Origin of the sequence: Chryseobacterium viscerum (assembly GCF_002899945.2) — a bacterium.
Classification (GTDB): Bacteria; Bacteroidota; Bacteroidia; order Flavobacteriales; family Weeksellaceae; genus Chryseobacterium; species Chryseobacterium viscerum.
In genome coordinates this window covers 158619-184061 of sequence record NZ_PPEG02000010.1, presented here as the reverse complement: position 1 = coordinate 184061, position 25443 = coordinate 158619, and the positions used below count along the sequence as shown (strand labels likewise).

At 37.8% G+C, this 25443-nt stretch carries 20 protein-coding genes and 2 riboswitches; of the genes, 5 read left to right on the top strand and 15 right to left on the bottom strand.

What is annotated here, in order from left to right:
• Positions 1-77: 77 nt before the first annotated feature.
• Positions 78-2345: an aconitate hydratase gene (locus C1634_RS21965; RefSeq protein ID WP_103232650.1), complete on the top strand. Its 2268-nt coding sequence runs from the start codon at positions 78-80 to the stop codon at positions 2343-2345.
• A gap of 149 nt (positions 2346-2494) precedes the next feature.
• On the opposite strand, the gene C1634_RS21960 is transcribed toward C1634_RS21965, so the two are convergent.
• Positions 2495-3172: a LytR/AlgR family response regulator transcription factor gene (locus tag C1634_RS21960; protein WP_109739130.1), complete on the bottom strand. Its 678-nt coding sequence runs from the start codon at positions 3170-3172 to the stop codon at positions 2495-2497.
• On the bottom strand, positions 3165-4184 hold the full coding sequence (locus tag C1634_RS21955; protein ID WP_109739129.1) for a sensor histidine kinase: 1020 nt from the start codon (positions 4182-4184) through the stop codon (positions 3165-3167). Before C1634_RS21955 ends, C1634_RS21960 begins: the two co-directional genes overlap by 8 nt.
• 180 nt (positions 4185-4364) lie before the next feature.
• On the opposite strand from C1634_RS21955, the gene C1634_RS21950 reads away from it, so the two are divergent.
• On the top strand, positions 4365-6488 hold the full coding sequence (locus C1634_RS21950; RefSeq protein ID WP_103232080.1) for an outer membrane beta-barrel family protein: 2124 nt from the start codon (positions 4365-4367) through the stop codon (positions 6486-6488).
• Between the two features lie 28 nt (positions 6489-6516).
• Positions 6517-7356, top strand: a complete 840-nt coding sequence (locus tag C1634_RS21945) for a DUF5694 domain-containing protein (RefSeq protein WP_103232081.1) — start codon at positions 6517-6519, stop codon at positions 7354-7356.
• Between the two features lie 113 nt (positions 7357-7469).
• On the opposite strand, the gene C1634_RS21940 is transcribed toward C1634_RS21945, so the two are convergent.
• Entirely contained in the window at positions 7470-10214 is a 2745-nt protein-coding gene (locus C1634_RS21940; RefSeq protein ID WP_103232082.1) for a TonB-dependent receptor plug domain-containing protein, read from the bottom strand.
• Between the two features lie 298 nt (positions 10215-10512).
• A riboswitch (SAM-I-IV-variant riboswitch) is annotated at positions 10513-10610 on the bottom strand.
• A gap of 120 nt (positions 10611-10730) precedes the next feature.
• Here C1634_RS21940 and C1634_RS21935 point away from each other — a divergent pair.
• Positions 10731-12959 carry an outer membrane beta-barrel protein gene (locus C1634_RS21935; protein WP_109739128.1) on the top strand — a complete coding sequence of 743 codons (2229 nt, stop codon included), beginning with the start codon at positions 10731-10733 and terminating at the stop codon, positions 12957-12959.
• A gap of 169 nt (positions 12960-13128) precedes the next feature.
• Here the strand turns inward: C1634_RS21935 and C1634_RS21930 are convergent, their stop codons facing one another.
• From C1634_RS21930 to C1634_RS21875, 12 genes are all read right to left on the bottom strand, one after another.
• Complete coding sequence (locus tag C1634_RS21930) at positions 13129-13836, bottom strand: HesA/MoeB/ThiF family protein (RefSeq protein WP_165835379.1); 708 nt, start codon at positions 13834-13836, stop codon at positions 13129-13131.
• 336 nt (positions 13837-14172) lie between these two features.
• A complete protein-coding gene (gene thiH, locus C1634_RS21925) occupies positions 14173-15291 on the bottom strand; it encodes a 2-iminoacetate synthase ThiH (protein WP_109739127.1) in 1119 nt (372 codons plus the stop codon).
• Positions 15292-15300: 9 nt separating this feature from the next.
• Positions 15301-16077, bottom strand: a complete 777-nt coding sequence (locus tag C1634_RS21920; protein ID WP_103232086.1) for a thiazole synthase — start codon at positions 16075-16077, stop codon at positions 15301-15303.
• Positions 16074-16688, bottom strand: coding sequence for a thiamine phosphate synthase (locus tag C1634_RS21915; protein WP_103232087.1), 615 nt, complete (start codon positions 16686-16688; stop codon positions 16074-16076). Before C1634_RS21915 ends, C1634_RS21920 begins: the two co-directional genes overlap by 4 nt.
• 2 nt (positions 16689-16690) lie before the next feature.
• A complete protein-coding gene (locus C1634_RS21910) occupies positions 16691-17431 on the bottom strand; it encodes a hydroxymethylpyrimidine/phosphomethylpyrimidine kinase (protein WP_103232088.1) in 741 nt (246 codons plus the stop codon).
• On the bottom strand, positions 17407-17994 hold the full coding sequence (locus tag C1634_RS21905) for a thiamine phosphate synthase (RefSeq protein WP_103232089.1): 588 nt from the start codon (positions 17992-17994) through the stop codon (positions 17407-17409). The genes C1634_RS21910 and C1634_RS21905 overlap by 25 nt, the downstream gene beginning before the upstream one ends.
• The gene (thiC, locus tag C1634_RS21900) at positions 17991-19802 is read right to left on the bottom strand and encodes a phosphomethylpyrimidine synthase ThiC (protein ID WP_103232090.1); all 1812 of its coding nucleotides are present in this window, start codon (positions 19800-19802) and stop codon (positions 17991-17993) included. Before thiC ends, C1634_RS21905 begins: the two co-directional genes overlap by 4 nt.
• 24 nt (positions 19803-19826) lie before the next feature.
• Complete coding sequence (gene thiS / locus C1634_RS21895; protein ID WP_103232091.1) at positions 19827-20033, bottom strand: sulfur carrier protein ThiS; 207 nt, start codon at positions 20031-20033, stop codon at positions 19827-19829.
• 57 nt (positions 20034-20090) lie between these two features.
• A riboswitch (TPP riboswitch) is annotated at positions 20091-20187 on the bottom strand.
• 107 nt (positions 20188-20294) lie between these two features.
• On the bottom strand, positions 20295-20972 hold the full coding sequence (locus C1634_RS21890) for an RluA family pseudouridine synthase (RefSeq protein WP_103232092.1): 678 nt from the start codon (positions 20970-20972) through the stop codon (positions 20295-20297).
• A gap of 11 nt (positions 20973-20983) precedes the next feature.
• On the bottom strand, positions 20984-21301 hold the full coding sequence (locus C1634_RS21885; protein WP_103232093.1) for a hypothetical protein: 318 nt from the start codon (positions 21299-21301) through the stop codon (positions 20984-20986).
• Between the two features lie 3 nt (positions 21302-21304).
• Positions 21305-22120 carry a 3-methyl-2-oxobutanoate hydroxymethyltransferase gene (gene panB, locus C1634_RS21880; RefSeq protein ID WP_103232094.1) on the bottom strand — a complete coding sequence of 272 codons (816 nt, stop codon included), beginning with the start codon at positions 22118-22120 and terminating at the stop codon, positions 21305-21307.
• Positions 22121-22180: 60 nt separating this feature from the next.
• On the bottom strand, positions 22181-22894 hold the full coding sequence (locus C1634_RS21875; RefSeq protein ID WP_109739126.1) for a Crp/Fnr family transcriptional regulator: 714 nt from the start codon (positions 22892-22894) through the stop codon (positions 22181-22183).
• 89 nt (positions 22895-22983) lie between these two features.
• Here C1634_RS21875 and C1634_RS21870 point away from each other — a divergent pair, with 89 nt between their 5' ends.
• A complete protein-coding gene (locus C1634_RS21870) occupies positions 22984-25362 on the top strand; it encodes a heavy metal translocating P-type ATPase (protein ID WP_109739153.1) in 2379 nt (792 codons plus the stop codon).
• Positions 25363-25443 lie beyond the last annotated feature (81 nt).

Below are 25443 nucleotides of genomic sequence, written 5' to 3'. Positions count from 1 at the left end.
GTATAAAAAAATGATTTTTCTTTCTCAGCATAAGAGAAAGAAGCATTCACGGAAAAAGAACAAAACTAAAATACGATATGACTTTTGATATTGATATGATCAAAAAGGTGTATGAGCGTTACCCGGAAAGAATTGCTGCGGCAAGACAAATCGTGGGAAAACCTCTTACCCTTTCAGAAAAAATCCTTTACACCCACCTTTGGGAAGGAAATGCTACACAAGAATATGAAAGAGGGAACTCTTATGTAGACTTCGCACCAGACAGAGTAGCAATGCAGGATGCAACTGCGCAGATGGCACTTTTACAGTTCATGCAGGCAGGAAAAACTAAAGTTGCTGTTCCTTCAACGGCACACGCGGATCACCTGATCCAGGCGAAAGTAGGTGCTGATAAAGATTTACAGGAAGGTATTAACAAAAACTCTGAGGTATTCAACTTCCTGAGCTCTGTATGTGATAAATACGGAATCGGATTCTGGAAGCCAGGAGCAGGTATTATTCACCAGGTTGTCTTAGAGAATTATGCTTTCCCGGGAGGAATGATGATTGGTACCGACTCTCACACCGTAAATGCGGGAGGACTGGGAATGGTTGCTATTGGTGTAGGAGGTGCTGATGCAGTAGATGTAATGGCAGGAATGGCTTGGGAGCTTAAAATGCCTAAACTTATCGGGGTAAAATTAACCGGTAAAATGAATGGATGGACTTCTGCAAAAGATGTTATCTTAAAAGTAGCAGGAATTCTTACCGTAAAAGGAGGTACAGGATGTATCGTAGAATATTTCGGTGAAGGGGCAGAATCTCTTTCTGCAACCGGTAAAGGGACTATCTGTAATATGGGTGCTGAGATCGGAGCTACGACTTCTACTTTCGGATACGATGATTCTATGAGAAGGTATCTTGCTGCGACAGGAAGACAGGATGTGGTAAATGCCGCTGATACTATTGCAGAACACTTAACAGGTGATGCCGAAGTATACGCAAACCCGGAACAATATTTCGACCAGTTAATAGAAATCAACCTTTCTGAACTGACTCCTCACCTAAACGGACCTTTCACTCCGGACTTGGCGACTCCAGTTGCTGAATTCAAAGCTAAAGCTGAGGCTAACGGATGGCCGCTAGAAGTGGAGTGGGCTCTTATCGGTTCTTGTACCAACTCTTCTTATGAAGATTTATCAAGAGCTGCTTCCATCGTAGAGGACGCGGTATCAAAAGGAGTAAAGCCTAAAGCAATTTTAGGAATCAATCCAGGTTCTGAGCAGGTGAAATTCACTGCGGAAAGAGACGGTTTCTTAGATTCTTTCAGAAAATTTGAAAACGCAAGAATTTTTACCAATGCATGTGGACCATGTATTGGGCAGTGGGACAGAGAAGGTGCTGAAAAAGGAGAGAAAAACTCTATTATTCACTCTTTCAACAGAAACTTTGCAAAAAGAGCGGATGGTAACCCGAATACTCACGCCTTCGTAGCATCTCCTGAAATGGTAGCTGCTGTGGCAATCTCAGGCAGATTAGACTTTAACCCAATTACGGATACTTTAACCAACGAAGCGGGTGAGCAGGTAAAACTGGACGAGCCTAAAGGTTTCGAACTTCCTGCAAAAGGTTTTGCAGTAGATGACAACGGATACCAGGCTCCATCAGAAGATGGTTCTCAAATCGTTGTGAATGTAAGTCCTACCTCAGACAGACTTCAGTTATTAGAAGAGTTCCCTGCTTGGGATGGTAAAAATATTGAAGGGGCTAAAGTATTGATCAAAGCTTTCGGAAAATGTACAACTGACCACATCTCTATGGCTGGACCATGGTTGAAGTACAGAGGTCACTTAGACAATATATCAAACAACATGTTGATTGGAGCTGTAAATGCTTACAACATGGAAACCAATAAGGTTAAAAACGAATTAACCGGTGAATACGGTGAAGTTCCGGCTGTACAAAGAGCTTACAAAGCAGCAGGCGTTCCAACTATCGTTGTAGGAGACCAGAACTATGGGGAAGGTTCTTCAAGAGAGCACGCAGCTATGGAGCCTAGACACCTTGGTGTGAAAGCTGTATTGGTAAAATCATTTGCGAGAATCCACGAGACGAACCTTAAGAAACAAGGGATGCTGGGAATCACTTTCGCTAATGAGGCTGACTATGACAAAATCAAGGAAGATGACACGGTTAACTTCTTAGATCTTGATCAGTTTGCTCCAGGTAAACAATTGACTTTAGAATTCGTTCATGCTGACGGAACTAAAGACATCATCATGGCCAACCATACTTACAACGATCAGCAAATTGATTGGTTTAAGGCTGGTTCTGCCCTGAATCTGATCAAACAACAGGAAAAATAAAATTAATTGTTAGATTAATTAATATAAAGGCGGCTTCATTGGAAGTCGTCTTTTTTATTATAGCTGTATTGAGCTTTGGTAAACATTCTAACCCTTATAGGTTTTAGAAACCTATAAGATTTAATCATTATAATGATCTTATGATATTCTTACTTTAATCTATCCTGAAGACCTGCTCTATAGCTTTCTCCGATGGGAATTTCATACTCGGGAAGAATAGCTTTTTTGGCCCCAATACTTTTGACTTTATCAAGATTGACAATGAAAGACTTATGAATCCTTACAAATCTTTCAGAAAGCTGACTTTCCATTGATTTAAGGGTATCCAGAACGATATACTCATCAGTTTCCGTCCTGATATTCACATAGTCTTTGATACTTTCTACATACAGAATCTCATTGAAGCCGATGCGATGCCTTTGTCCCGAGGATTTTACAAAGAAATGGGTATTTTCTTCCTGTGGAAAAGAAAAACGCTCCTGAGCCTTCGACACACTCTTCTGAAATCTTTCGAAAGAGATAGGTTTCAGAAGATAATCAACAACATTATGTTCGTAGCCTTCCAAGGCATATTCGGAATAAGCCGTTGTTAAAATATACTTTTGATCAGCTCCTACGATTTTCATAAAATTGATTCCCGTAAGCTCAGGCATCTGAATATCCAGAAAGATGAGGTCACAATCATTCTTCTGAAGATATTCCAACGCAAGAATTGGATTCTCTGTTGAAAAAACCAGTTCAAGAAAAGGTATTTTCTCTACATAATGCTCCAAAAGAGATATTGCCAGAGGCTCATCATCTACAATGATACATTTTATCTTACTCATCCTTTAAATCAATTTTTAAATCAACAATAAATTCTTTCTCTGAATCCTTGATATCAAGCTGATGTTTGGGATACAATATTTCCAGTCTTTTTTTCACATTCTGGATTCCTATCCCGGACACTGTATCTTTCATTTTCTGTGTTTTAAAATTTAAAAGATAAAAATGAAGGGTTTTATCCTGCTCTGAGATTTTCATTTCAAAACCTTTATCACGGAAATCACCATGTTTAAAAGCATTTTCCACAAAAGGAACCAGCAGCATCGGCGAGATCTTCAGATGAGGATGCTGAATATCTTTTTCTATGAGCAGCAACTCCGGATTTCCGATTCTGAGCTTCTCCAGAGCAATCAAACTGTCAATATATCCAATTTCCTTATCCAAAGAAATAGAATCCTTCTCCAGGTCTTTTGTACTGTATCTTAACAACTGGCCGAGTTCTTCAATCGCCGGAAGTGCCTTATCAGATTTTTGATAGACCAGGGAATAAATATTATTCAATGAATTAAAAATAAAATGAGGATTGATCTGGGTTTTCAATGCCTGAAGCTCTGCCTGTTTCTTTTCGATCAGAAGTTGTTTTTTGTCATTTTCTGACACTCCGTATTTCTCCAGTATCCATAGAATTCCAGCAATGAAAACGGTCAATGAAGCATTGTAAATATTATCGATCAAATAATACAAAAGTCCGGTATCTTTATTATAATTCCTGAATCCAAGGGTAAGAGGAAGCAAAACCTCTTCTATTCCATACCGAATCACTCCAAAGCTTAAAATAGAAATCACAAAAACCAAAACAGCGGAATAAATTTTATCCAGATTTAATATTTTGGGAATAATAACCAGATACAAAAGATAAAAAGTAGAAATTTCAGTAATAAAATAAGTAACGTTCAGTACATACCATTCAAATCCCCTGCTCTCAGGGAAAAAGAAATAAGGTGTAATGGTATTTCCTATAAAATTGAAACTCCAATAAAAAACCTGCAGCCAGATTATTTGTTTTTTATTCATATTCAAATATAAATCTATACTAGGATACTTCATCAACCCTTTTCGATAAAAACCTGTTTTTTCCCGACGAAACTTTTTTGATATGCACAATCATGCCTTTCGTCTAAACGCTATTTCATCTCAAAAAACATCCCTCTAATTTTGTCAGAGAAATACAACATAATCTGTCAATTATATACCATGAAAAACCCTATTTTATTTATAACTGCCCTACTCTCTTCTTTTGCAGCGGCACAAACTAAAGATACCGCCAATGTCAACAAAATTGAAGCGGTTACAGTGAATGGTAAAAAAGTTCTGGTGGAGCGTAAGGTGGATCGTCTTGTTTACAATGTTCAGAATTCTATGCTTTCGCAGGGAAGTTCCGGGACTGAGGTGCTGGCTGGTACTCCCTTATTGCAGGTGGATGAAAATAAAGGTCTTCTTTCCATAGCCGGTAAAAATGGAGTTTCTGTAATGGTAAATGACCGTATGCTTAATCTTTCCGGAGCTGAACTGATGAATTATCTGCGAAACCTTCGATCAGAAAATATATTGAAAATTGAAGTGATCACCACTCCACCTGCCAAATATGAAGCCCAGGGAAACAGCGGAATTATCAATATCGTTCTCAAAAAGAATCAGAATCTCGGATGGAGCGGCTATCTGAATACCAACTATGTTCAAAAGACATATGCCGGCTTCAGCAGTGTAGCAGGAGTCAATTATCAGAATGAAAAAATTAAAACTTCCATAAAGCTTATGGGCTATGATGGGGATAAAAGATCGGTAGAAAAATATAATATTATCGGCCAAAATTCTTCTATCAGCAGGGATGAAAGGCGGGATATGAATGATGGGCTTGGTCTGAATGCCAATTTTGATTATTCCCTTTCTAAAAACACCAATATTGGGTTGGTATATGATATAACGAAGGGGCATACTAATATGGATATCTATTCCACACAAAACTATTTCACCGGAAGCACTCCCACTTTACAAACGGATACAGATTCTCAACACCGTTCTGCCTTCACTTCCCAAATTTTAAATTTGTATTTTGATCAGAAGTTCGGGGAGCATAAGCTAAGCTTCGGAGCCAATTATTATGGAAACCTTCCTGATACGGAGGTTAATTTTACAACAAGAAATCTTGCCAACAATGCAGCGCAAGTCGTGAGAAATCTTTCATCTGTAGATTATAAAATCTACTCCGGACAGGGGGACTTAACATTAAATTTCAAAAAAATACAGCTGGAAACCGGGGCAAAATACAGTCAGTTTTCCAATAATTCAGATATCGGGTATTTTAATCTTACGAATGGAAATTATACCATAGATCCTTCTAAGAGTAATCTTTTTGAGTATAATGAGAAAAATTATGCTGCTTATATCAGTGCCAGCAAAGACCTTGGTGAAAAATGGTCTGTGAAAGCAGGACTTCGTTATGAATATTCACAAACCAGCGGTTTCTCTCCTACTACACAGTCTAAATCTGAGAACAATTATGGGAAGTTTTTCCCGACAGCTTATCTTTCATATAAAGCTAATGAAAACAATCAATACAGCATTAATTATTCCCGAAGAATCAACCGTCCTTATTTCCGGGCTTTAGACCCGTTCCGATGGTACTCTAATCCGAACACTTACTATTCCGGAAACCCAAGCCTGCAGCCATCTTTTAACCATAATATTGAGTTCAATTATATCTTTAAAAATAAGTTTTCTGCTAATTTGTATTATCAAAGAACAACCAATAATTTTGACCAGATTTCATTCCTGAACGGAATTGACCTTACCAGCACGTTTGAAAATTATTATAATCAGGATAATTATGGGATCAATTTCAATTATACGGATACTTTTTTCAAAATCTGGGAAAGCAATATCTCAACTTCATTCAGTTATAATGAGACTCAGATTACAAGATTTAACTTGGTCCCTAAAAGCGGGCAGTCATTCTATTATTCTCTCAACAATACTTTCCAGCTGAATAAGGCCAAAACATTCCTCCTATTTGTCAACTACTGGAATAATCTTCCTTCCAGAGATGGATTTTCTTCTTCAAGAAACAGAGCTAGCCTGGATGCCGGAGTGAAAATGAGTTTTGCGGAAAAAGCACTCCAGGTCAATCTTTCAGTGAGTGATATTTTTAAACAATCCGGATATAAAGGAGAGATGTATTTTACGGATAACACACAGACATTTGACAACTATTGGGATGCCAGGAGAATGACACTCAGTATCACTTATACCTTTGGAAATCAGAAAGTAAAATCAAATAACAGAGCGGTAAATTTTGAAGAAAAAAACCGTGCACAATAATTTTTAAACCAACAAAAAAAGCAATACTATGAAAACCTTTATTTATATTTTCTTACTATGTTTATCAACATCTATTTTTGCTCAGAAAAAGCCCTCCGATTATTTTCAAAATCCAAAGACTAAAGTCCTGGTGGTAGGCTCATTCCATTTTGAGTATCCTAATCTTGACGCTCATAAAACAAAAAAAGAAGACCAGATAGACGTGTTGTCTCCCAAAACGGCAAAGGAAGTTACTGAACTTGTAGAGTACATCAAAAAATTTAAGCCTACAAAAATTGCGATAGAAGCCTGGCCAAACTGGAATGCAAATCAAAAACTGAAAGAGTACGGTGAGGGAAAACACCGAGAAGAAAGAGATGAGCGCTATCAGTTTGCTATGCGAATAGCCAATGAACTAAAAATCAAAGAACTGTTCAGTATAGATGCAGAATCGATCTGGAATGATCTCCAGACAAAATTTGGGAAGACAGATTCTACATTTTTTAACAACCTCAGCCAAGATTATGATTTTAAAAGTGATGATGTGATCTCCGAACAGTTTAATGCTTTCTTTAAAAGCTCTGAGCCGAAAAATTTTAAATCGATTTTAGATACATTTACCTACATGAATTCTAAAGAAAGTCATCAGTATGGATATGGAGCTTATCTGAGCGGAGATTTTAAACTTAGAGAGTTTGATGGAGCAGATATGCTTGCATTGTATTGGTATAGCAGAAATCTGAGAATGTTCCGCAATATTCAAAAAATTCCTCATAACAGCGAAGACCGAATTCTTGTGATAGCAGGAAATGGGCATGCAGCAGTACTCAGACAACTTTTCTCTTCTTCCGCCGAATATGATTTTATTGAGTTTTCTTCACTGAAATAAATAAAATCAGAATCATCACTCTCATAGAAAATTCATTCTTTATGGTGTAATAGAATATAAAAAAACAGAGATAAACTCTCTGTTTTTTTATTAAGACATTTAAGCTTGATCTATCAGAACCTGAATTCGATTCTTGCAAACAAAAACCTTCCTCCTATCCCATACTGGGAAACCTGTCTGGAATACACAAACTGATTATCGGCCGTTAATGAACTTATATTCGGACTTTTAGATGGCAGAATATTCAGGATGTTATTGCTTCCGATCGTTGCGGAAATATTTTTATTAAAATCATATCCTACGGATAAATCTGTTACAAAACGGCTATTAAGGATAAAATGCTCTGTACTTCCTGTCACACCGTCAAAATTAGCGTCTAAAACATCCGCATCGGTCACTTTGCCAAAGAACGAATTACGCAGCAGGAAGGTAAACCCGGAAACTCTTAAAACATTGGATAAAGTCGCTTTTACGCGCGGTACCGCCTCTTCAAAATAGACTCTGTTCGGCTCTGAAAAATAATTATCAATCTGGCTTATCAATTTAGGCGAAGCATGAATATCCCCGATTCTTTTGGTCTGATTAAAATTGATTCCCAAATTATTCTCCAAAGAAACCCCTGATGAAATCTTTGAATTCTGAGAAATAGTAATATCCAACCCTTTCGTCTGAGAGTCTACCGCATTGGCAAAAAAGTTAGCAGCACTAGCCCTTGCCAGATCAAAAGCACTTTGCAAAACTGCCTGATCTGAACCTGGGGTAAAATTACCATCAGGGCGGAAGAAAAGATCTGTCAGCACTACTCTGTCCTTAATCTTTATTAAATAAGCATCTGCTGTAAAAGTAAGACTTAATGATGGAATTTTCCATGTAATTCCTGTGCTGTAAGATTGCGAAGTTTCCTGTTTTAATTTTGGAATACCCAATGCCTGTGCTGCTTCAGAATTATTTCTGAAAGTTCCCACTTGTGTAGTTTTTCCCTGCTGAATCAATGTAGAAGTGGAACTATAATAAATTTGAGCTAAAGAAGGCGCTCTAAACCCTGTAGAAAAAGCACCTCTCCAGTTTAGATTGGGTGCCAGCTTTACATTGGTGGCCACTTTATAATTGAATGTAGACCCGAAGTCTGAATAATTCTCATATCGTAAAGCTCCTTCCAGCAACCATCCGTCCGTAACTTCCAGCTCTGCATCGGCATATGCAGCAATACTGTTTCTATTTCCCGAAACAGCATTTTCCGGACTAAAACCTGGAAAAACCTGTGCTCCGGCTGGCCTTATACTTCCGAAGAAATCAGTTACTTTTTCATTTTCAGGGGTTTTGGCTGTTACCACACGCCCATAAATATCGTAAGAAGCATAAGAGTTTTCTTTTCCGGCATTCACTTTATAGTTTTCATGTCGGTATTCAGCACCAAAGGCAAGGTTTAATCCTTTCAGGACATCATATTTTTTGGAGAAATCCAGATTAACTGTATTTTGTGAGAACTCAGATCCTCCGGCATCAAAAGTTCTTGGAGAGCCATCTGTAAGTGATGCATTAAATGTATTGACAACTCCAAAACCAAAGGTGTTTTTCCCAAACGTATTGCTGAAATCCACATTCCAGCCATTCCATTTTCCTTTGATTCCGGCTGCGAGAGAATAATCATTTACCGCTGCTTCAATCTGTGGAAGATATCCATTGGGAGTAACAGCATTGATGTTTCTTTCCGTATTCGGAAGTCTGTAAAATCCTCCGGCATTTCCAAGACGGTAACTGTAACCACCGAATGAGTAAACTTTCCAATCATCATTCACAGGAATTTCAGAGTTGAAAAAGAGCTGCCCCGACTGTAATTTAGACTGACCTGCTCTCAGGCTGAAATCTTTTCTTTCCAATCCTCTGTAATTCAGTTCCTGTGATGTAACATCTTTACCCAATATTTTTTGAAGATCGGAAATGCTGTTGGCTCCCGAAATTTGAGATTGAAAATTAGTTCCAAAATAATCTACCTTGGCAGCATATTGTTTAACAGTATTAATAATCTGTTGAGTATTGGACGTATTGGTGATATTTTTATACAGACCGTCAATATTAACGCCATCCTGCAATGCTCTGTAATTAATGGCATTATAAGCATTGAAAATATCACCTTCCCTTACTCCCGCTCTGGAATAAGGATCTCGGTATTGTGCAGAACCTGTAATATTAATGAATCCTGTTTTTCCAATTTTAGCACCATAGTTAAGGTCTACAGAAATAGTCTGTCCATCCACTCCCCCGGAGAAATTATTGGTAACAGGAGAAGCATACCCTCCCAGAAATACCTGTCCGGAAAGTCCCAGTCTCTTTTTTAGTCCGAGATTAACGACTCCTGCAATGGCATCAGAACCATATTGAGCAGAAGCCCCGTCTCTTAAAACCTCTATTTTTTCCAAAGCAAAGGCCGGAATAGCATTTAGATCGGTTCCCACAGATCCTCTTCCCGGTGTAAGGGTAACATTAATCAATGAAGACTGATATCTTCTTTTTCCATTGAGTAAAACCAACACCTGATCCGGACCTAGCCCTCTTAAAAGAGCCGGATCTACAAAATCAGTTCCATCGTTCACCGTATGAGAGGTGGATGAAAATGAAGGTACAATATAATTTAAAGCCTGGCTGATATTGTTCGTTGGACTTTGTTTTAAAATTTTAGAAATATTAATGATATCCACCGGAACGGGTGTATCTGTGAGTGATCTTCCGGAACCTCTTGACCCAAGAATAACCACATCATCTATTTTCTTAGATTGTAAAGTGTCTGTCTGCGCATAATAAAATGTAGAGATAAGCGCAATAGAAGGAACAAAGATTCTTTTTTTGAAATTATGCATGTTGATTGTTGTTTACTTTTTGTTGTTAAAAATTGTTTTTTGAGCAAAAAAAATCCTGTAGCCTTAATTTTTAAGGTTACCATAGATGCTCGAAATGTTTGTATTATTTTTTAGAAATAGAAAAGACTAGAAACAACAACACATGCGCATGTAGAAATGGCATGAGAACATATCAGAATAATGAAGACTCACTTCATGATCCGAGGCATAAAAAATAACTGATGTAAGGTGATTTCCCTTGTCTTTAAACATTTGATTTTAACTTTAAAACAAAAATTCAAGATGGGGTAATGATAGAATGATAAACATTTTTTCCGGAAGATCCGGCTTATCGATTGCAGCACCTTGCTTGTTTTTGCAGGTTGCTATCCCATCTAGAGATTCTTGATAATTACCTGACAAAGATATAATTATTTCGTAAATAAAAAAATATTTGGCTTAATTTTTCGATTTTCACCATTTTAGCGTAACAATTTCTCTTTTTCAGCGTCTAACCGGATATCAGTAAAAAACATTATGAAAAAAACTATCTTCGCTTTATCACTGGTAAGTTCTATGCTGGTCTTCTCACAAGAAAAGAACACTACTGCTGATAAAGAAAAGCAAATTGAAGGTGTAGTCATCACCAAAACTAAAAAAGCCGTTGAACAAAAAGCAGACCGTACCATTTTTGACTTTTCCGAGCAGCCTCAGCTGAATAACGGAAACGTTTTGGAAGGAATCAAAAAACTTCCGGGGCTTGTATCAACAGATATTGCGGGGATGATGTATCAGGGAAAAATACTGGATGTATATCTGAACGGAAGACCTTTGAATATCACCTCTAATGAATTGAACTCTTTTCTTGAAGGAATGCCGGCCAATTCTGTAGAAAGAATTGAAGTGATCACCCAGCCCGGCGCTGAATTTCCAGCGACTTCCGGAGGTGCTATCATGAATATCATTACCAACAAAAATGCCAATAAATATTTAACAGCTACGTATTCAGGGAATTATTCTTTCACGAATTACGATAAATATAGAAACAGAACCACGAATTCTGTTAATTTAAATGCAAGAAATAAACTTTTCGGCTGGCAGCTGAATGTGGGTCAAAATTACCGCGAAAGTATGCTAAATGGTCAGCAGGATGAGCTGCTATCGAGTCATACCGACAGATATGGACGAGGATATTTTGCAAAATCAGGATTGACTTTTGATTTAGGGCAAGACAGATTATTAGTAAACTACGATATTTATCACAATAATAATGATAACTATACTTTAAGTAACGGTCATGGAGATTTACCTTTTCAGAATAATCCAAAAGATTTAAGAGAAGCTTTTTATACTTCTTCGGATGTTGCTCATACCAATAACCTGAGACAGGAAGCGGTGGTAACTTATCAGAAGCGTTTTGCAGACAAATCTCAAAAGCTGGACTTCCAGTTGGGGTATACAAGATCTGACAGTAAGTTTGCTCAGGACAATTTCTTTCAAGATGGTACATTTGCAGCAGCTCCAAACCTGCCAATCAATAGTCCTACGAATGGATTAAAAGATGTTTTGAACAATAAATCTGTGATGAATATTACCAACTTCAAAGTAGATTATGCTCAACCCATTAAGCTTCTTGATGGTGGAAAGATAAGCCTGGGAGGGTTATATGAAAGGCAGGATTATGATACGGAAAGTTTTGGTCTAACCAATCTTGAATATCAGAGACAGACGGCTTCTACGTATTTGGAATTTCAGGCTAAGCTGAAAAAGTTTGACTTCACATTGGGTACCCGTGCTGAAAATTATGACATTACAGGGGTAACAAGATTCTTCAACAAAGATGCAAAGCTGGTGGAGGCTGATTTGATTCCTTTCAATAAATTTAAGCTTTTCCCGAATGCAAGTGTACAGTATAATGTGATGAATCAGGTTTATATTGCTGCGAATTACAACAAAAAAATCAGCTTACCTAGTATTTCTGCCCTGAATCCAAATAACGTAACTTTCTCCGGGCCAAGTACAGAAGTGAACGGTAACCCGAATCTACAGCCTACTATTTTTGATAATTATGAATTAAAAATATCAGCTTTTGACTATGCATTCATTGGATATAGCGTAAGTTCAGCAAGTAATCAAGTAGCACAGATTATCCGAAAAGACGGAAGAAAACTCTTCAATGAGCAAGTGAATATTTCGAATATGAAAATTCACAATTTCAACGTTGGATTACCGGTTCCTTTTATGATTTTCAGCAAACCTTTTAGCGAAATCATGAAATTTAATTTTAATCCTGATAAAATTAACTTCATGTATTTATATGCTGGTTATCAGAAGCATGAAATTGACAATCTGAACAATAAAGGCTTCTGGATTTTCAATATCATGACGCAGATTATCTTGCCTAAAGACATCAAACTGACAGCCAATTACAGCTATCTTACTCCAAAAGCAGGATATTTCTACTTCACTGCAGAAAAACCGTTCAACAACTCGCTTGATCTTACATTGACGAAGAAATTTATGAACAACCGTCTGACGCTTTCTGTTTTTGCGAATGATATTTTCAACGGACAGATGATGCAGGTACGTTCTAATCCGCCAGAAGGAACTCCGGTAATGATCAGCAGTAAATATGATACGAGAAACTTTGGATTCTCAATCAATTATAAGATTCCTACCAGAAATAAGCTGGCGAAGGAAGATCCAAATATCCTCAATAGTACTAAAAAAGAAGATAACGGCGGCGTAATGCAGCAGGGACAATAATTCTTAAGATAAAAAATAGGCAGTACATAATTACTGCCTATTTTTTTTGATGTGGAATACGTTTTGGCTAAAGCCAATGGATGGTATTAAAAAGTGAAACGGGCTAAAGCCCGTTCCTATTGATATTGAAGTGGTGTTATTGGTGAAAATATTAGTGTTTATATTTACATCAAAAATCTATGGTTTGAAATCTCCAATCCAGCGTATCCACCAGAGTCAGCTGATTTAAGCTCACCGGAAGATCCGTAATGATTTTCAAGGTCTGAATGGCCATCATACTTCCTATTATTCCTGGCAGAGCTCCCAAAACACCAAGACTGTCACAATCCGGTACATCTTCATCAAAAGGAGGGTCCGGAAATAGATCTCTCAGGTTTTTGCTTCCTTTATGGTTGAATACGGCAACTTGTCCTGAAAATCCTAAAATACTCCCATAAATGAGTGTCTTTTTCAATTTTACACAGGTATCATTTACCAGATATCTTGTTGAAAAATTGTCTGATCCATCTACTATAATATCATACTGTGAAAGAAGTTCTTCAGCGTTGTCTTCATTTATTTTTTTTTCAATTTCTCTATATATCACGTGATGATTGAGCTCTTCTACAAATATTTTAGCACTCTTCACCTTAGATACTCCTACTCTATTTTCGGTATGAATAATCTGTCTGTTCAGGTTATGGAGTTCTACCAGATCAAAATCTGCAACCCCTAAAGTTCCTATCCCTGCGGCAGCCAGATATTGTATAACGGGACTTCCCAAACCTCCGGCTCCTATAACAAGGACTTTTGAAGCCTTAATTTTCTTTTGTCCTTCCAATCCTATTTCTTCAATAAATATCTGCCGACTGTATCGTGAAAAATGATCTTTTTTCATAATTATAATTGAACCATTGAGATTCTTTAAGTTTTTAAGGAAAGTTAAGTTGAGCTAGATGCTATCTTAAAAATCTTCGATTTTTCTTAATTAAGCTTCACCTCTTCAAAGTTCTTAATGGTTTACAAATTTAAAATCCGCTGTACACGGAATCCCAGTCTTTCATGACAGGATCGTAACTCTAATTTCATACTTTATAATCATTGAACCATTAAGATCCTTTAAGTTTTTAAGGAAAGTTAAGTTGAGCTTCGCTTGAAAAAGATGCTATCTTAAAAATCTTTGATTTTTCTTAATTAAACTTCACCTCTTCAAAGTTCTTAATGGTTTAAAAATTTAAAATCCACTGTAAACAGAATCCCAGTCTTTCATCACAGGATCATAACCTGCTTTTTTAATCATTATTTTCATCTCTTCCATGCTTCGTTCATCGCTGGTTTCAAACTGTTCCAGGGATTCTTTATCCACAGCATAGCCTCCCGGATTGGTTTTTGATCCTGCACTCATGGCTGTTGCTCCCAGTGATATAATATTATTTCTGAATACTTCATTTTCTCTCGTAGAAATAGAGATCTCCAGGTCTTCATTCCAGATTCTATAGGCACAGATCAGCTGAAGCAGATCTTTGTCTTCCATAATAAAATTGGGTTCTATGATTCCTTCTGCCGGTCTGAGCCTTGGAAAGGAAACAGAAAATTTACTTTTCCAGTACTGTTTCTGAAGATAATCAATGTGTAAGGCGTTGAAAAAACTATCAACCCTCCAATCTTCAAGTCCCAGGAGAACTCCCAGACCGATTTTATGAATCCCCGCTCTTCCTATACGGTCCGGAGTTTCCAGCCGGAAATGGAAGTTCGATTTTTTACCTTTCGGATGGTATTCTCTGTAAACGTCCTGATGGTAAGTTTCCTGATAAACCAACACAGAATGTACTCCTTCCTCATGAAGCAGCCTGTATTCTTCTTCCATTAATGGCTGAACTTCAATGGAAATATTGGAAAAATGAGGTTTTAATTTACGGACAGCATTCTGAAAGTAAGGAACTCCTACAATTTTATTGGCTTCTCCGCTTACCAGCAATACATGATTCACTCCCATTGATTTCAATACTGATGCTTCAATCATCAGTTCCGTATCAGAAAGCGTTTTTCTCTTCAATTGGTTATCAAGACTGAATCCACAATAGGTACAGATATTCTGACACTCATTACTGAGATACAGCGGAGCATAGAGCTGAATGGTTTTTCCAAATCGTTTTTGGGTAAGCATCTGTGTCATTCTTGCCATCAGTTCCAGTTCCTGAGAAGCGGCTGGTGACAGGAAATTCAGAAAGTCATCAAGTGTTTTATTCTTTTTCTGAAGACTGTGTCTTACATCAGACAGACTTACTTTTTCAAGCTTATTCTTTACCTCATCCCATTGATAGTTTTCAAAAACATCTTTAAAGCTTTTCATGATTTTGGTTTATTCAAATAAAAATGATGTGAGCGGACTTGAAGCTTCGGCATGGTTGGCTATTGCTCCCAATCCTGATTCAAAGGCTCTTCTTCCTGCAATAACTCCTTCTTTAAAAGCTACTGCCATATTCAATGGATTTCCGGCAACGGCAATTGCTGTATTTACCAACACCGCATCTGCTCCCATTTCCATTGCTTTTGCTGCATCTGATGGTGCTCCAATTCCTGCATCTACCACTACTGGAACATTACTTTGGCTGATGATGATTTCCAGAAAGTCCAGGGTTCTTAATCCTTTATTGGTGCCAATGGGTGCTCCCAAAGGCATTACTACTGCTGTTCCGGCATCTTCAAGACGTTTGCACAGGACAGGATCGGCGTGAATGTAAGGCATCACGACAAATCCTAGTTTGGCAAGTTCTTCGGTGGCATATAGGGTTTCAATAGGATCTGGTAATAAATATTTCGGATCCGGATGAATTTCCAGTTTCACCCAGTTTGTTTCCAATGCTTCTCTGGCTAATTGCGCGGCCAATACTGCTTCTTTGGCGGTTCTCGCTCCAGAAGTATTGGGCAGAAGATGAACCTTTGTTTCTCTTAATGAGTCGAGCAGATCATCTTCATTAGACTGGGCATCTATTCTTTTCAGAGCCATAGTTACCATATCGGTTTCTGATGCGATGACAGATTGTACCATATCTCTCAGACTTCCGAATTTTCCTGTTCCTAAAAACAGTCTTGATTCAAAAGTTCTTCCTGCGATTTCTAATTTCTGATTGTTCATATCATTACTTTTTTTAATTCATTAATAATGGTTGGCTGTTTTGTAATCAATCCTGATACGGAAACCCCATAGATTCCGATCTGCTGCAATGACAAAATATCTTCAAGGGTTACACCTCCAATCGCAAATATTCTGGGGATGTCTATTGATTTTTCTCTTAAACCATCAACAATTTTCTGATACCCTTCAAATCCAAGAACAGGACTTAGCTTTTCTTTGGTTGCCGTAAATCTCAATGGTCCCAAACCAATATAATCACAAGATTCATTGAGCCTTTGAAGCACATCTTCAAGGGTATTCGCCGTTCCGCCAATAATCTTATTTTCTCCCAGGATTAATCTTGCTTCTTCGACAGAGCTGTCATTCAATCCCAAATGGACCCCGTCAGCATCTATCTTTTTTGCCAGCTGTACATGATCGTTAATGATACAAACAGACTGATATTCCGAGCAAAGCTGTTTTGATATTTCACAGAGGTTAATTAATTCGTTTTCAGGAGCATTTTTCCATCGGACCTGCACCCATTTGATTCCGTTATCCAGGGCTTTACGAATATGAAGTTCCTGTTCCTGTATTGTATTTCCCTGTGATATGTATTGTAATTTTTCCATATTTACGATGAGTGTGTTCCCAGTAACGAGGGATTGCTTTTTAAAAATTTTTCGATGTATAATTTCCCTTTCCGACAGGCTGTTTCCCTATTTTCACCCTTCGCCAGTTCTGCTGTAATGGCTGAAGATAAAACACAGCCCGAACCATGCTTGGGAAAACAGATCTCATTATCATCACTTGGTTTTAAAAGTGTTTCTGTACCGTTTCCAACTAAAACATCCGTTCCCAAAAGGTCTTTTCTATGTCCTCCTTTGATCAGTAATGAACATTTATTAGTATCCGGTAAAAGATTATTTTCCTTTAAAACCCTATATTCATTGTAATTGGGAGTCATTAAGCTGATATCGTTTACAATGTGCTTCAGCTGTGGAAGTGTTTCAAGGTCAAAAAAGGTAAATTCAGAAGTACTTTTCAGCACCGGATCCCAAACGATTTTTACTTCAGGGTTACCAGCCTTTACTGCTTCAATAATTTTACCCAGAAATTCCGCATCTTTCACAATTCCGATTTTCACTGCTGAAATGAGATAATTTTCCATCAGCACCTGAATCGCTTCAACCACTTCATCCACAGGACGCCATTCTAAACTCAGACATTTGGAAGCTGTTTGTAATGTCAAGGCTGTACACACTCCCAGTCCCATCACTTTCGATTGTTCAAAGGTTTTACTATCTGACAATAAGCCTGCTCCACCACTCGGATCAAAGCCCGCAATACTTATGACATAAGGACGTTCCTGCATTTTCTGAATACTTTTAAGGGTTCTTTACTTTCCCAGATCGCCCCTAATAAAGCAACTCCATCTGCATCTGTTTCGAAAGCTTCGTGAATATTATCCTGATCAATTCCTCCAAGGGCAATCAACTTTACATCCGGATTATTACGATGTTTTATTTCTTCTTTTATGGTAGAATCTATTCCATATCCTTTTTTGGATATACTTGGAAAGAACGGGCTTATGAAAGCATATTCCCATTCTTTGTCCAACGTATTGTATGTTGTGATATCGTGCACCGAAGTTGAAATTGTATTTTCTTCTGCAAAAGGTTTGTACGTTTCTTCCTTACGATCAATTTCCCTGAAATGAAACCTTGAAATATCATACTCCTTTCCAAGATCATAATGAGTATGGAGCACCAGCTGTGGATAAAATTTTTTATCAATCTGGCTGATCAACTCAATCATTTCATTGCGGGTGATCCATGGTTTACGGATGTGAAGCAAATCAAGCCCTTCCTGAAACATCTGATTAATAGTATCAGTTTCTTTCGGAACCATCAATTCAGGAGTGATGACTAGGATCATATATAAATTTCTTTCCCTTTTTCGATAAACTCTTGAGACTTATCAAACATTCCCTGTTCTGCAGACTCACGGATTTCCTGAGTAATTTTCATTGAACAGAATTTCGGACCACACATAGAACAGAAATGCGCAATTTTAGCTCCTTCTGCAGGCAATGTTTCATCGTGATAAGCTCTTGCTGTTTCGGGATCTAATGAAAGGTTGAACTGATCTTCCCATCTGAATTCAAATCTTGCTTTACTCAATGCATTATCTCTGTACTGCGCCCCAGGATGCCCTTTTGCCAGGTCTGCTGCATGAGCTGCCAGTTTATACGTAATAACCCCCACTTTTACATCGTCTCTATTTGGAAGACCTAAATGCTCTTTCGGTGTTACATAACAAAGCATTGCACATCCAAACCATCCAATCATTGCAGCCCCGATTCCGGAAGTAATGTGATCATAACCCGGAGCAATATCTGTCGTTAAAGGTCCTAAGGTATAAAACGGAGCTTCATGGCATTCTTCCAGTTGCTTTTCCATGTTTTCTTTGATCATGTGCATCGGAACGTGGCCGGGCCCTTCAATCATTACCTGTACATTGTGTTTCCATGCTATTTTTGTCAGTTCACCTAAAGTTTCCAGTTCAGCAAACTGAGCTGCATCATTGGCATCTGCAATAGATCCGGGACGAAGCCCGTCTCCAAGAGAGAAAGCAACATCGTACTTCTTCATGATCTCGCAAATCTCCTCAAAATGAGTGTACAAGAAACTTTCTTTATGATGAAACAAACACCATTTCGCCATAATGGAACCTCCTCTGGAGACAATTCCGGTTACTCTTTTCGCTGTTAAATGAATGTATCTCAACAAAACTCCTGCATGGATGGTGAAATAGGAAACTCCCTGTTCTGCCTGTTCAATAAGGGTATCTCTAAAAATTTCCCATGTCAGATCTTCCGGAACGCCTTTTACTTTTTCCAGGGCCTGATAAATAGGTACCGTACCAATCGGAACCGGACTGTTTCGGATAATCCATTCTCTTGTTTCGTGAATATTTTTCCCGGTTGAAAGATCCATAATGGTATCTGCTCCCCATCGGCAAGCCCATACTGCTTTTTCTACTTCTTCATCAATACTGGATGAAACAGCACTGTTTCCGATATTGGCATTGATTTTCACTAGGAAATTTCTTCCGATGATCATCGGTTCACTTTCCGGGTGATTAATATTATTGGGGATAATTGCTCTTCCTGCTGCAATTTCGTCTCTTACAAATTCCGGAGTGATTTTTCCTTTCGGAGTATTGGCTCCAAAGCTGTGTCCGGGATGCTGGAAAGCCATTTCTTTCGATACAGATTCAAGCTGTTCTATCCTTTGGTTTTCCCTGATCGCTATATATTCCATTTCCGGAGTGATGATTCCCTGCTTTGCATAGTAAAGCTGGGTCAGTTCTTTTCCTTCCTGTGCCACTTTAGGCTTATGATCATAAGAAAACCTCAGTTCGTCGAGACGTGGATCTGCTAAACGTGCTTTTCCATATTCAGAGGTAATCCCATCCAGGATATTCACATCATTTCTGTCCAGAATCCATTGTTCTCTGATTCTTGGAAGTCCTTTCTGGATATCAATGACTGCATTTTCATCGGTATAAGGACCTGAAGTGTCATAAATGGTTACCGGAGCATTATGTTCAAAGCCACCGTTGGTCAATTTGGTTGGGCTAAGCTGTATTTCACGCATTGCTACATTGATAGGGTGTATTGTTCCTTCAACATAGATTTTCTTTGAGTTCGGAAATGGCGAACATGTAATGGAGTGAGCCATAAGTATAGGTATTAAGTATGAGAATTAACCGCCTTGAGTGGCAGTAATGATTAAAATTGAATCGTTATTGTTGAGGATGGTTTCCGCCCAGAGCGGCAGCGGAATAATGCGATTGTTGAGGGCTACGGCAATACCTTTTTTCTTTCCGGGTAGTTCAATAGCCAATAATGCTTCCAGCGTTTCAGGAAGTACATCAAATGTTTTTCGGGTGTGGTTGATTATAAGTTCCATTCCTAATATTTTAAATATACTTTAGGAATGGCCATTATTGTACAATAGAATGCACAGTAAAAGTCACCTACTTTTCCCTACGCTGGTATGATCCAGATCAGGTTCAAAGGGTAAAGTCTCAGTCTGTTGATAACAGACACCCCTAAAGTATGGGACGAAGTTAGACATTTTTTTAGAATGGGCAAAATCTGAAATGATTTTAAACAAAAAGCCCGTCTCAATTCCAGAGACGGGCTTTTTATTTTTTATTTACATTCTTCACTATTCTTCACAAGCTCTCCAAATGGCATCATTCTGCGGAACGGGAGCTATGATTTCAATGTTTTCTTTGGTTACCGGATGAATAAATTCCAGTTTTCTGGCATGAAGATTAATTCCTCCATCCGGATTGGAACGTGGAGCACCATATTTTAAATCACCTTTGATAGGAATTCCCGTTTTTGACAACTGAGCACGGATCTGATGATGTCTCCCGGTTTCAAGATCAATCTCAAGAAGCAGATAATTATCTAATGTTTTGATCACATGATAAGTTAGAATGGCTTCTTTTGCTCCTTCCGTAACCTTAGGAAAGACAATCGCTTTATTATTCTTCTCGTTTTTCTTTAGATAATGAACCAATCTCTGACTCTGTGGAATTATCTCTTTTCCCACAACGGCCCAATACGTTTTTTTAACCTCACGGTTTTTCACCATCTGGGTAAGACGGGAAAGCGCTTTGGAAGTTTTTGCATAGATCACCAAGCCTGATGTAGGACGGTCTATACGATGAACCAAGCCGAGAAAAACATTTCCCGGCTTAGCATCTCTTATTTTTATAAAATTCTTGATGGATTCTAATAGTGATTCATCGCCGGTTTTATCACCCTGTACGAGCTGACCGACTTTTTTATTGATCACCAGAAGATGATTGTCTTCATATATAATCTGCTCCTTCATACTTTTTCAGTCTACCTTCTTCTATTAGATAATGATAGAATAATTCCCGCCAGAAGCCCTACTGTTTTAACCGCTGAAAGCTTTGAACCTTCCGGTATAAAAGCTCCGATTACACAAATAGCTGCTGCTGCATACATCGCATAAACAAAGTTTTTGTTGGTAAGCAATGGAGCCTGAATAAAGAAGCTGGCACCTATCAAGACATAGAAAACTTTTCTTGAAAGTAAATGATTGATTTCCGGAGAAAATAAATTGAACCACCCGATCGCAAGACAAATCAGTGCTGCGATGGATAATATTCCCTGGATAGATTGTTGTTGATTTTGCATGGATTAATAGCTTTCGTTTTCGTTTGGAAACTCTACACTTTTCACATCTTTCACATATTGAGCAACCGCTCCTGTAATTTCTGTGTAAAGGTCAAGGTATCTTCTTAAGAATTTCGGACTGAAACCTTTGTTCATTCCTACCATATCATGATATACCAAAACCTGTCCGTCACAATCTGCTCCGGCCCCTATTCCAATGGTAGGAATAGAAATGCTTTCTGTAACCTTTTTCGCTAATTCTGCAGGTATTTTTTCTAATACTACAGAGAAACAGCCTAATTCTTCTAAAAGCTGTGCATCAGCGATCAATTTTTCAGCTTCTGCTTCTTCTTTAGCTCTTACTTTATAGGTTCCGAATTTATAGATTGATTGTGGTGTTAATCCCAAATGCCCCATTACCGGGATACCTGCATTGATAATTTTTTTGATAGACTTGGAAATTTCTTTTCCCCCTTCAATTTTTACAGCATGTGCTCCTCCTTCCTTCATCATCCTTACTGCAGATTCCAATGCTTTTTCAGGATTACTCTGATAAGTTCCGAAAGGTAAGTCTGCTACCACCAAAGCTCTGTCGGTTCCCCTTACCACACTTTGAGCATGATAGATCATTTGATCGAGCGTAATAGGTAATGTAGTTTCAAAACCAGCCATTACATTCGCTGCAGAGTCTCCAATCAAAATAGCATCTACTCCACCTGCATCTACCATCTTTGCTGTGGTAAAATCATAGGCTGTAAGCATTGTTATTTTCTCCTTGTCGAATTTCATTTTACGCAAGGTTTCAGTCGTAACTTTTTTAATTTCAGAGTGAACAGACATAATTTATCTATTTTAAAAGTTAAAAAGTCGGCCTTCAGCCGACTTAAGTTTTGTATGATTTTATAAAACTACGTGACCGAGTTTCATGAGTTTGTCGTGATTTAGAATCTTGATATTTCTTCCGTCCACTTCAATCAGACTGTCCTGTTTGAATTCTGAGATCAGACGGATGGCACTTTCTGTAGCTGTACCGATAATATTGGCAATTTCTTCTCTCGTCAATGAGATCTTGATGAACCCTTCAGGATCTACTCCTAACTTCTGCTCCAAAAGCAAAAGAATTTCCGCCAGTCTTTCTCTTACCGTTTTCTGGGCAAGGAAAGTAATGGTATTTGAAGATTCACCTAATTCGTATGAGATTTTCTGAAGCATTACGAAAGACAGCTGTGGATCTACCTCTAACAGATACATAAAGATATCTGCAGGTAAGAAAACACATTCAATATCTGTCATTGCTTCTGCTTTGGCCTGGAAATTTTCCCCGCAAAGCAAAGAACGATAGCCGATGATATCCCCCTCTTTGATAAATCTTAAAATCTGATCTTTCCCGAACGCTCCTGATTTCGAAAGTTTGGCAGCCCCTTTTTCCAGAACAAACACTCCTTTGGGAGTTTCACCATCCTCGAAAATGGTGTCATGTTTCTGAAAACTCAGTCTTTTCTTGCCATTAATGTATTTTTCAAAATCTGCGCTAGAAAGTCTTTCCTTAAATGATTTATCATTAAAAACTTTGGCGAACCTCTCTTCAATTGCTATCTGTTGTTCCTGCGGCATTTTATATGATATTTATCACAAAAATAGAACTTTTTAACGCGATAAACAAAAAAAATTGTTATAATTTTGTCGTTCAATATATTATGGTGGTGAGCGAGAACTGTTTTCATTGTGGTCAAGGTATAGAAAAAGAGAGAATTTTATTTGATGAAAGGACTTTCTGTTGTAACGGATGTAAGTCTGTTTATGAAATTCTAAACACGAATAATTTAAGCAACTTTTATGAGCTTAATAAAGGGGCAGGAATTCGTCCGAACGATGAAAATTCTACCCAATTTGATTACCTGGATACTCCTGAAATTTTTGAAAAGGTCACTGATTTCTCTGAAGGAAGCACCAGTCTTGTTACATTCAAAATCCCTGTAATTCACTGTTCTTCGTGTATCTGGCTATTGGAAAGCCTTCATACTTTACATAAGGACATCAAATATTCTCAGGTCAACTTTACCAGGAAGACCTTGCAGATCTCATTCAATCATAACGATCTGAAATTAAGCGAACTCGCTAAATTTTTAACCAACCTAGGGTATAAACCGGTTATCAGCCTTGAAACTGCTGATAAAAATGAAGATCATCTCGACAAATCTTTATTAGTGAAATTTGCCATTGCTGCCTTTGCTTTTGGTAACGGTATGTTCCTGGCCTTTCCTGAATATATTGGAGGCGAAGATTATTGGATGGAACATTATAAAGGTTTATTCAGAACCTTGATATTCCTTCTGGCGACGCCCGTTGTATTTTACTCAGCTTCTGATTACTATAAATCTGCATGGTATGGTTTAAAAAATAAGATCGTCAACATTGACGTTCCGATTGTTTTAGGAATCTTTGTTCTATACGGAAGAAGTATTTATGAAGTGGTAACAGATTATGGTCCAGGATATTTCGACACCCTTTGTGGACTTTTATTCTTCATGCTTCTCGGGAAAATTTTCCAAAAAAGAACATACAGTGCTCTTTCCTATGACAGAGATTACAAATCTTTCTATCCGATTGCCGTAACGAAAGTTGATTTTGAAGGAAAACAAGATAATATTCTATTGTCTGAAATAAAAGTTGGCGATAGGATTCTAGTTAGAAATCAGGAAATCATCCCTGTTGATGGAATTTTGATCAACGGAGAAGGAAATATTGATAACAGTTTTATCACCGGAGAAAGCGAAAGTATCAGCAAACAACCCGGAGATAAAATTTTTGCGGGAGGAAAACAGGTTGGATCTTCTTTAGAACTTGAGGTGATTAAAAACGTAGATCAAAGTTATTTAACTCAGCTTTGGAATAAAGAAGCATTTAAAAAACATGAAACAGGGCTTGACACGCTAACCAATAACGTCAGCAAATATTTCACATTCATTATTTTAGGTATTGCTTTGGTCGCAGGAACTTATTGGTATTTTATTGATTTGAATACGATGTTCCAAGTTATTTCAGCCATCCTGATTATCGCATGTCCTTGTGCGCTTGCCTTATCTGCACCGTTCACTTTTGGACACATTATGAGGATTTTAGGCCGGAATAAATTTTATGTAAAAGATACTTTAACGATTGAAAAAATCGCGAAACTTGATACGATTGTTTTTGATAAAACAGGAACCATTACCCACAGAAAAAAATCAAATATCAAATACGACGGATCTGAGATCAACGAGTTTGATTCCTTGAATATCAAAACATTATTAAAGAACTCCAATCACCCGCTTTCAAAATCATTATATGAGTTCATTGAAGTAAGCGATGATTATTTCCCTGTAGAGAATTTCATTGAAATTTCAGGAAAAGGATATGAAGCCAGCGTAAGAGGAAATCTTTATAAAATCGGATCCGCAAGGTATAACAACCAGGAGCCTAAAAACCTTGAAACAGCAGTTTATATCAGTAAAAATGGTGAATATCTAGGTAAATTCATCTTTAAAAATGAATACCGCCCGAAACTGAGAGAACTTTTCACAAAACTAACCCACTACAAAATATTTATCCTGAGCGGAGACAATTCCTCAGAAGAAAACCAGCTTAAAGAGCTTATTCCAAACTACAAAGGAATGGCCTTTAACCAGAGCCCGGAAGACAAACTGAATTATATAAAAACCCTTCAGGATCAGCACATGAAAGTGGCAATGCTTGGAGACGGCCTTAATGATGCAGGAGCTTTAAAACAGAGTAATGTAGGGATTGCTATTGCCGACGACACCAACAGTTTTACACCATCCTCTGATGTCATCATGAATGGTGATAAAGTAGTCACCCTGGACAATTATCTGAATGTTTGTAAAGGCTCTATCACCATTGTGAAAATGACATTTATAATCAGCTTTTTGTACAATATTGTTGGTTTAAGTTACGCAGTTACAGGGCATATGCATCCGCTCTTCGCAGCAATCATTATGCCAATCAGTTCGATCACAGTGGTTACCTTTACTACAGTTTCAACTTGGATTTTAGGTCGGAAATATTTCAAAAAGCAGGCTTAAAGGCCCTTATTTAGACTGATTTTAAATTAGCTGAAATCGGCATTTCGTGATGAATGTCATTATTTTTCACTAAATTTGAAC

What these genes read in the sequence shown, in the direction of transcription:
- C1634_RS21965 (WP_103232650.1), top strand. Translation starts at nt 78, where the DNA reads ATGACTTTTGATATTGATATGATCAAAAAGGTGTATGAGCGTTACCCG.
- C1634_RS21960 (WP_109739130.1), bottom strand. Translation starts at nt 3,172, where the DNA reads ATGAGTAAGATAAAATGTATCATTGTAGATGATGAGCCTCTGGCAATA.
- C1634_RS21955 (WP_109739129.1), bottom strand. Translation starts at nt 4,184, where the DNA reads ATGAATAAAAAACAAATAATCTGGCTGCAGGTTTTTTATTGGAGTTTC.
- C1634_RS21950 (WP_103232080.1), top strand. Translation starts at nt 4,365, where the DNA reads ATGAAAAACCCTATTTTATTTATAACTGCCCTACTCTCTTCTTTTGCA.
- C1634_RS21945 (WP_103232081.1), top strand. Translation starts at nt 6,517, where the DNA reads ATGAAAACCTTTATTTATATTTTCTTACTATGTTTATCAACATCTATT.
- C1634_RS21940 (WP_103232082.1), bottom strand. Translation starts at nt 10,214, where the DNA reads ATGCATAATTTCAAAAAAAGAATCTTTGTTCCTTCTATTGCGCTTATC.
- C1634_RS21935 (WP_109739128.1), top strand. Translation starts at nt 10,731, where the DNA reads ATGAAAAAAACTATCTTCGCTTTATCACTGGTAAGTTCTATGCTGGTC.
- C1634_RS21930 (WP_165835379.1), bottom strand. Translation starts at nt 13,836, where the DNA reads ATGAAAAAAGATCATTTTTCACGATACAGTCGGCAGATATTTATTGAA.
- thiH (WP_109739127.1), bottom strand. Translation starts at nt 15,291, where the DNA reads ATGAAAAGCTTTAAAGATGTTTTTGAAAACTATCAATGGGATGAGGTA.
- C1634_RS21920 (WP_103232086.1), bottom strand. Translation starts at nt 16,077, where the DNA reads ATGAACAATCAGAAATTAGAAATCGCAGGAAGAACTTTTGAATCAAGA.
- C1634_RS21915 (WP_103232087.1), bottom strand. Translation starts at nt 16,688, where the DNA reads ATGGAAAAATTACAATACATATCACAGGGAAATACAATACAGGAACAG.
- C1634_RS21910 (WP_103232088.1), bottom strand. Translation starts at nt 17,431, where the DNA reads ATGCAGGAACGTCCTTATGTCATAAGTATTGCGGGCTTTGATCCGAGT.
- C1634_RS21905 (WP_103232089.1), bottom strand. Translation starts at nt 17,994, where the DNA reads ATGATCCTAGTCATCACTCCTGAATTGATGGTTCCGAAAGAAACTGAT.
- thiC (WP_103232090.1), bottom strand. Translation starts at nt 19,802, where the DNA reads ATGGCTCACTCCATTACATGTTCGCCATTTCCGAACTCAAAGAAAATC.
- thiS (WP_103232091.1), bottom strand. Translation starts at nt 20,033, where the DNA reads ATGGAACTTATAATCAACCACACCCGAAAAACATTTGATGTACTTCCT.
- C1634_RS21890 (WP_103232092.1), bottom strand. Translation starts at nt 20,972, where the DNA reads ATGAAGGAGCAGATTATATATGAAGACAATCATCTTCTGGTGATCAAT.
- C1634_RS21885 (WP_103232093.1), bottom strand. Translation starts at nt 21,301, where the DNA reads ATGCAAAATCAACAACAATCTATCCAGGGAATATTATCCATCGCAGCA.
- panB (WP_103232094.1), bottom strand. Translation starts at nt 22,120, where the DNA reads ATGTCTGTTCACTCTGAAATTAAAAAAGTTACGACTGAAACCTTGCGT.
- C1634_RS21875 (WP_109739126.1), bottom strand. Translation starts at nt 22,894, where the DNA reads ATGCCGCAGGAACAACAGATAGCAATTGAAGAGAGGTTCGCCAAAGTT.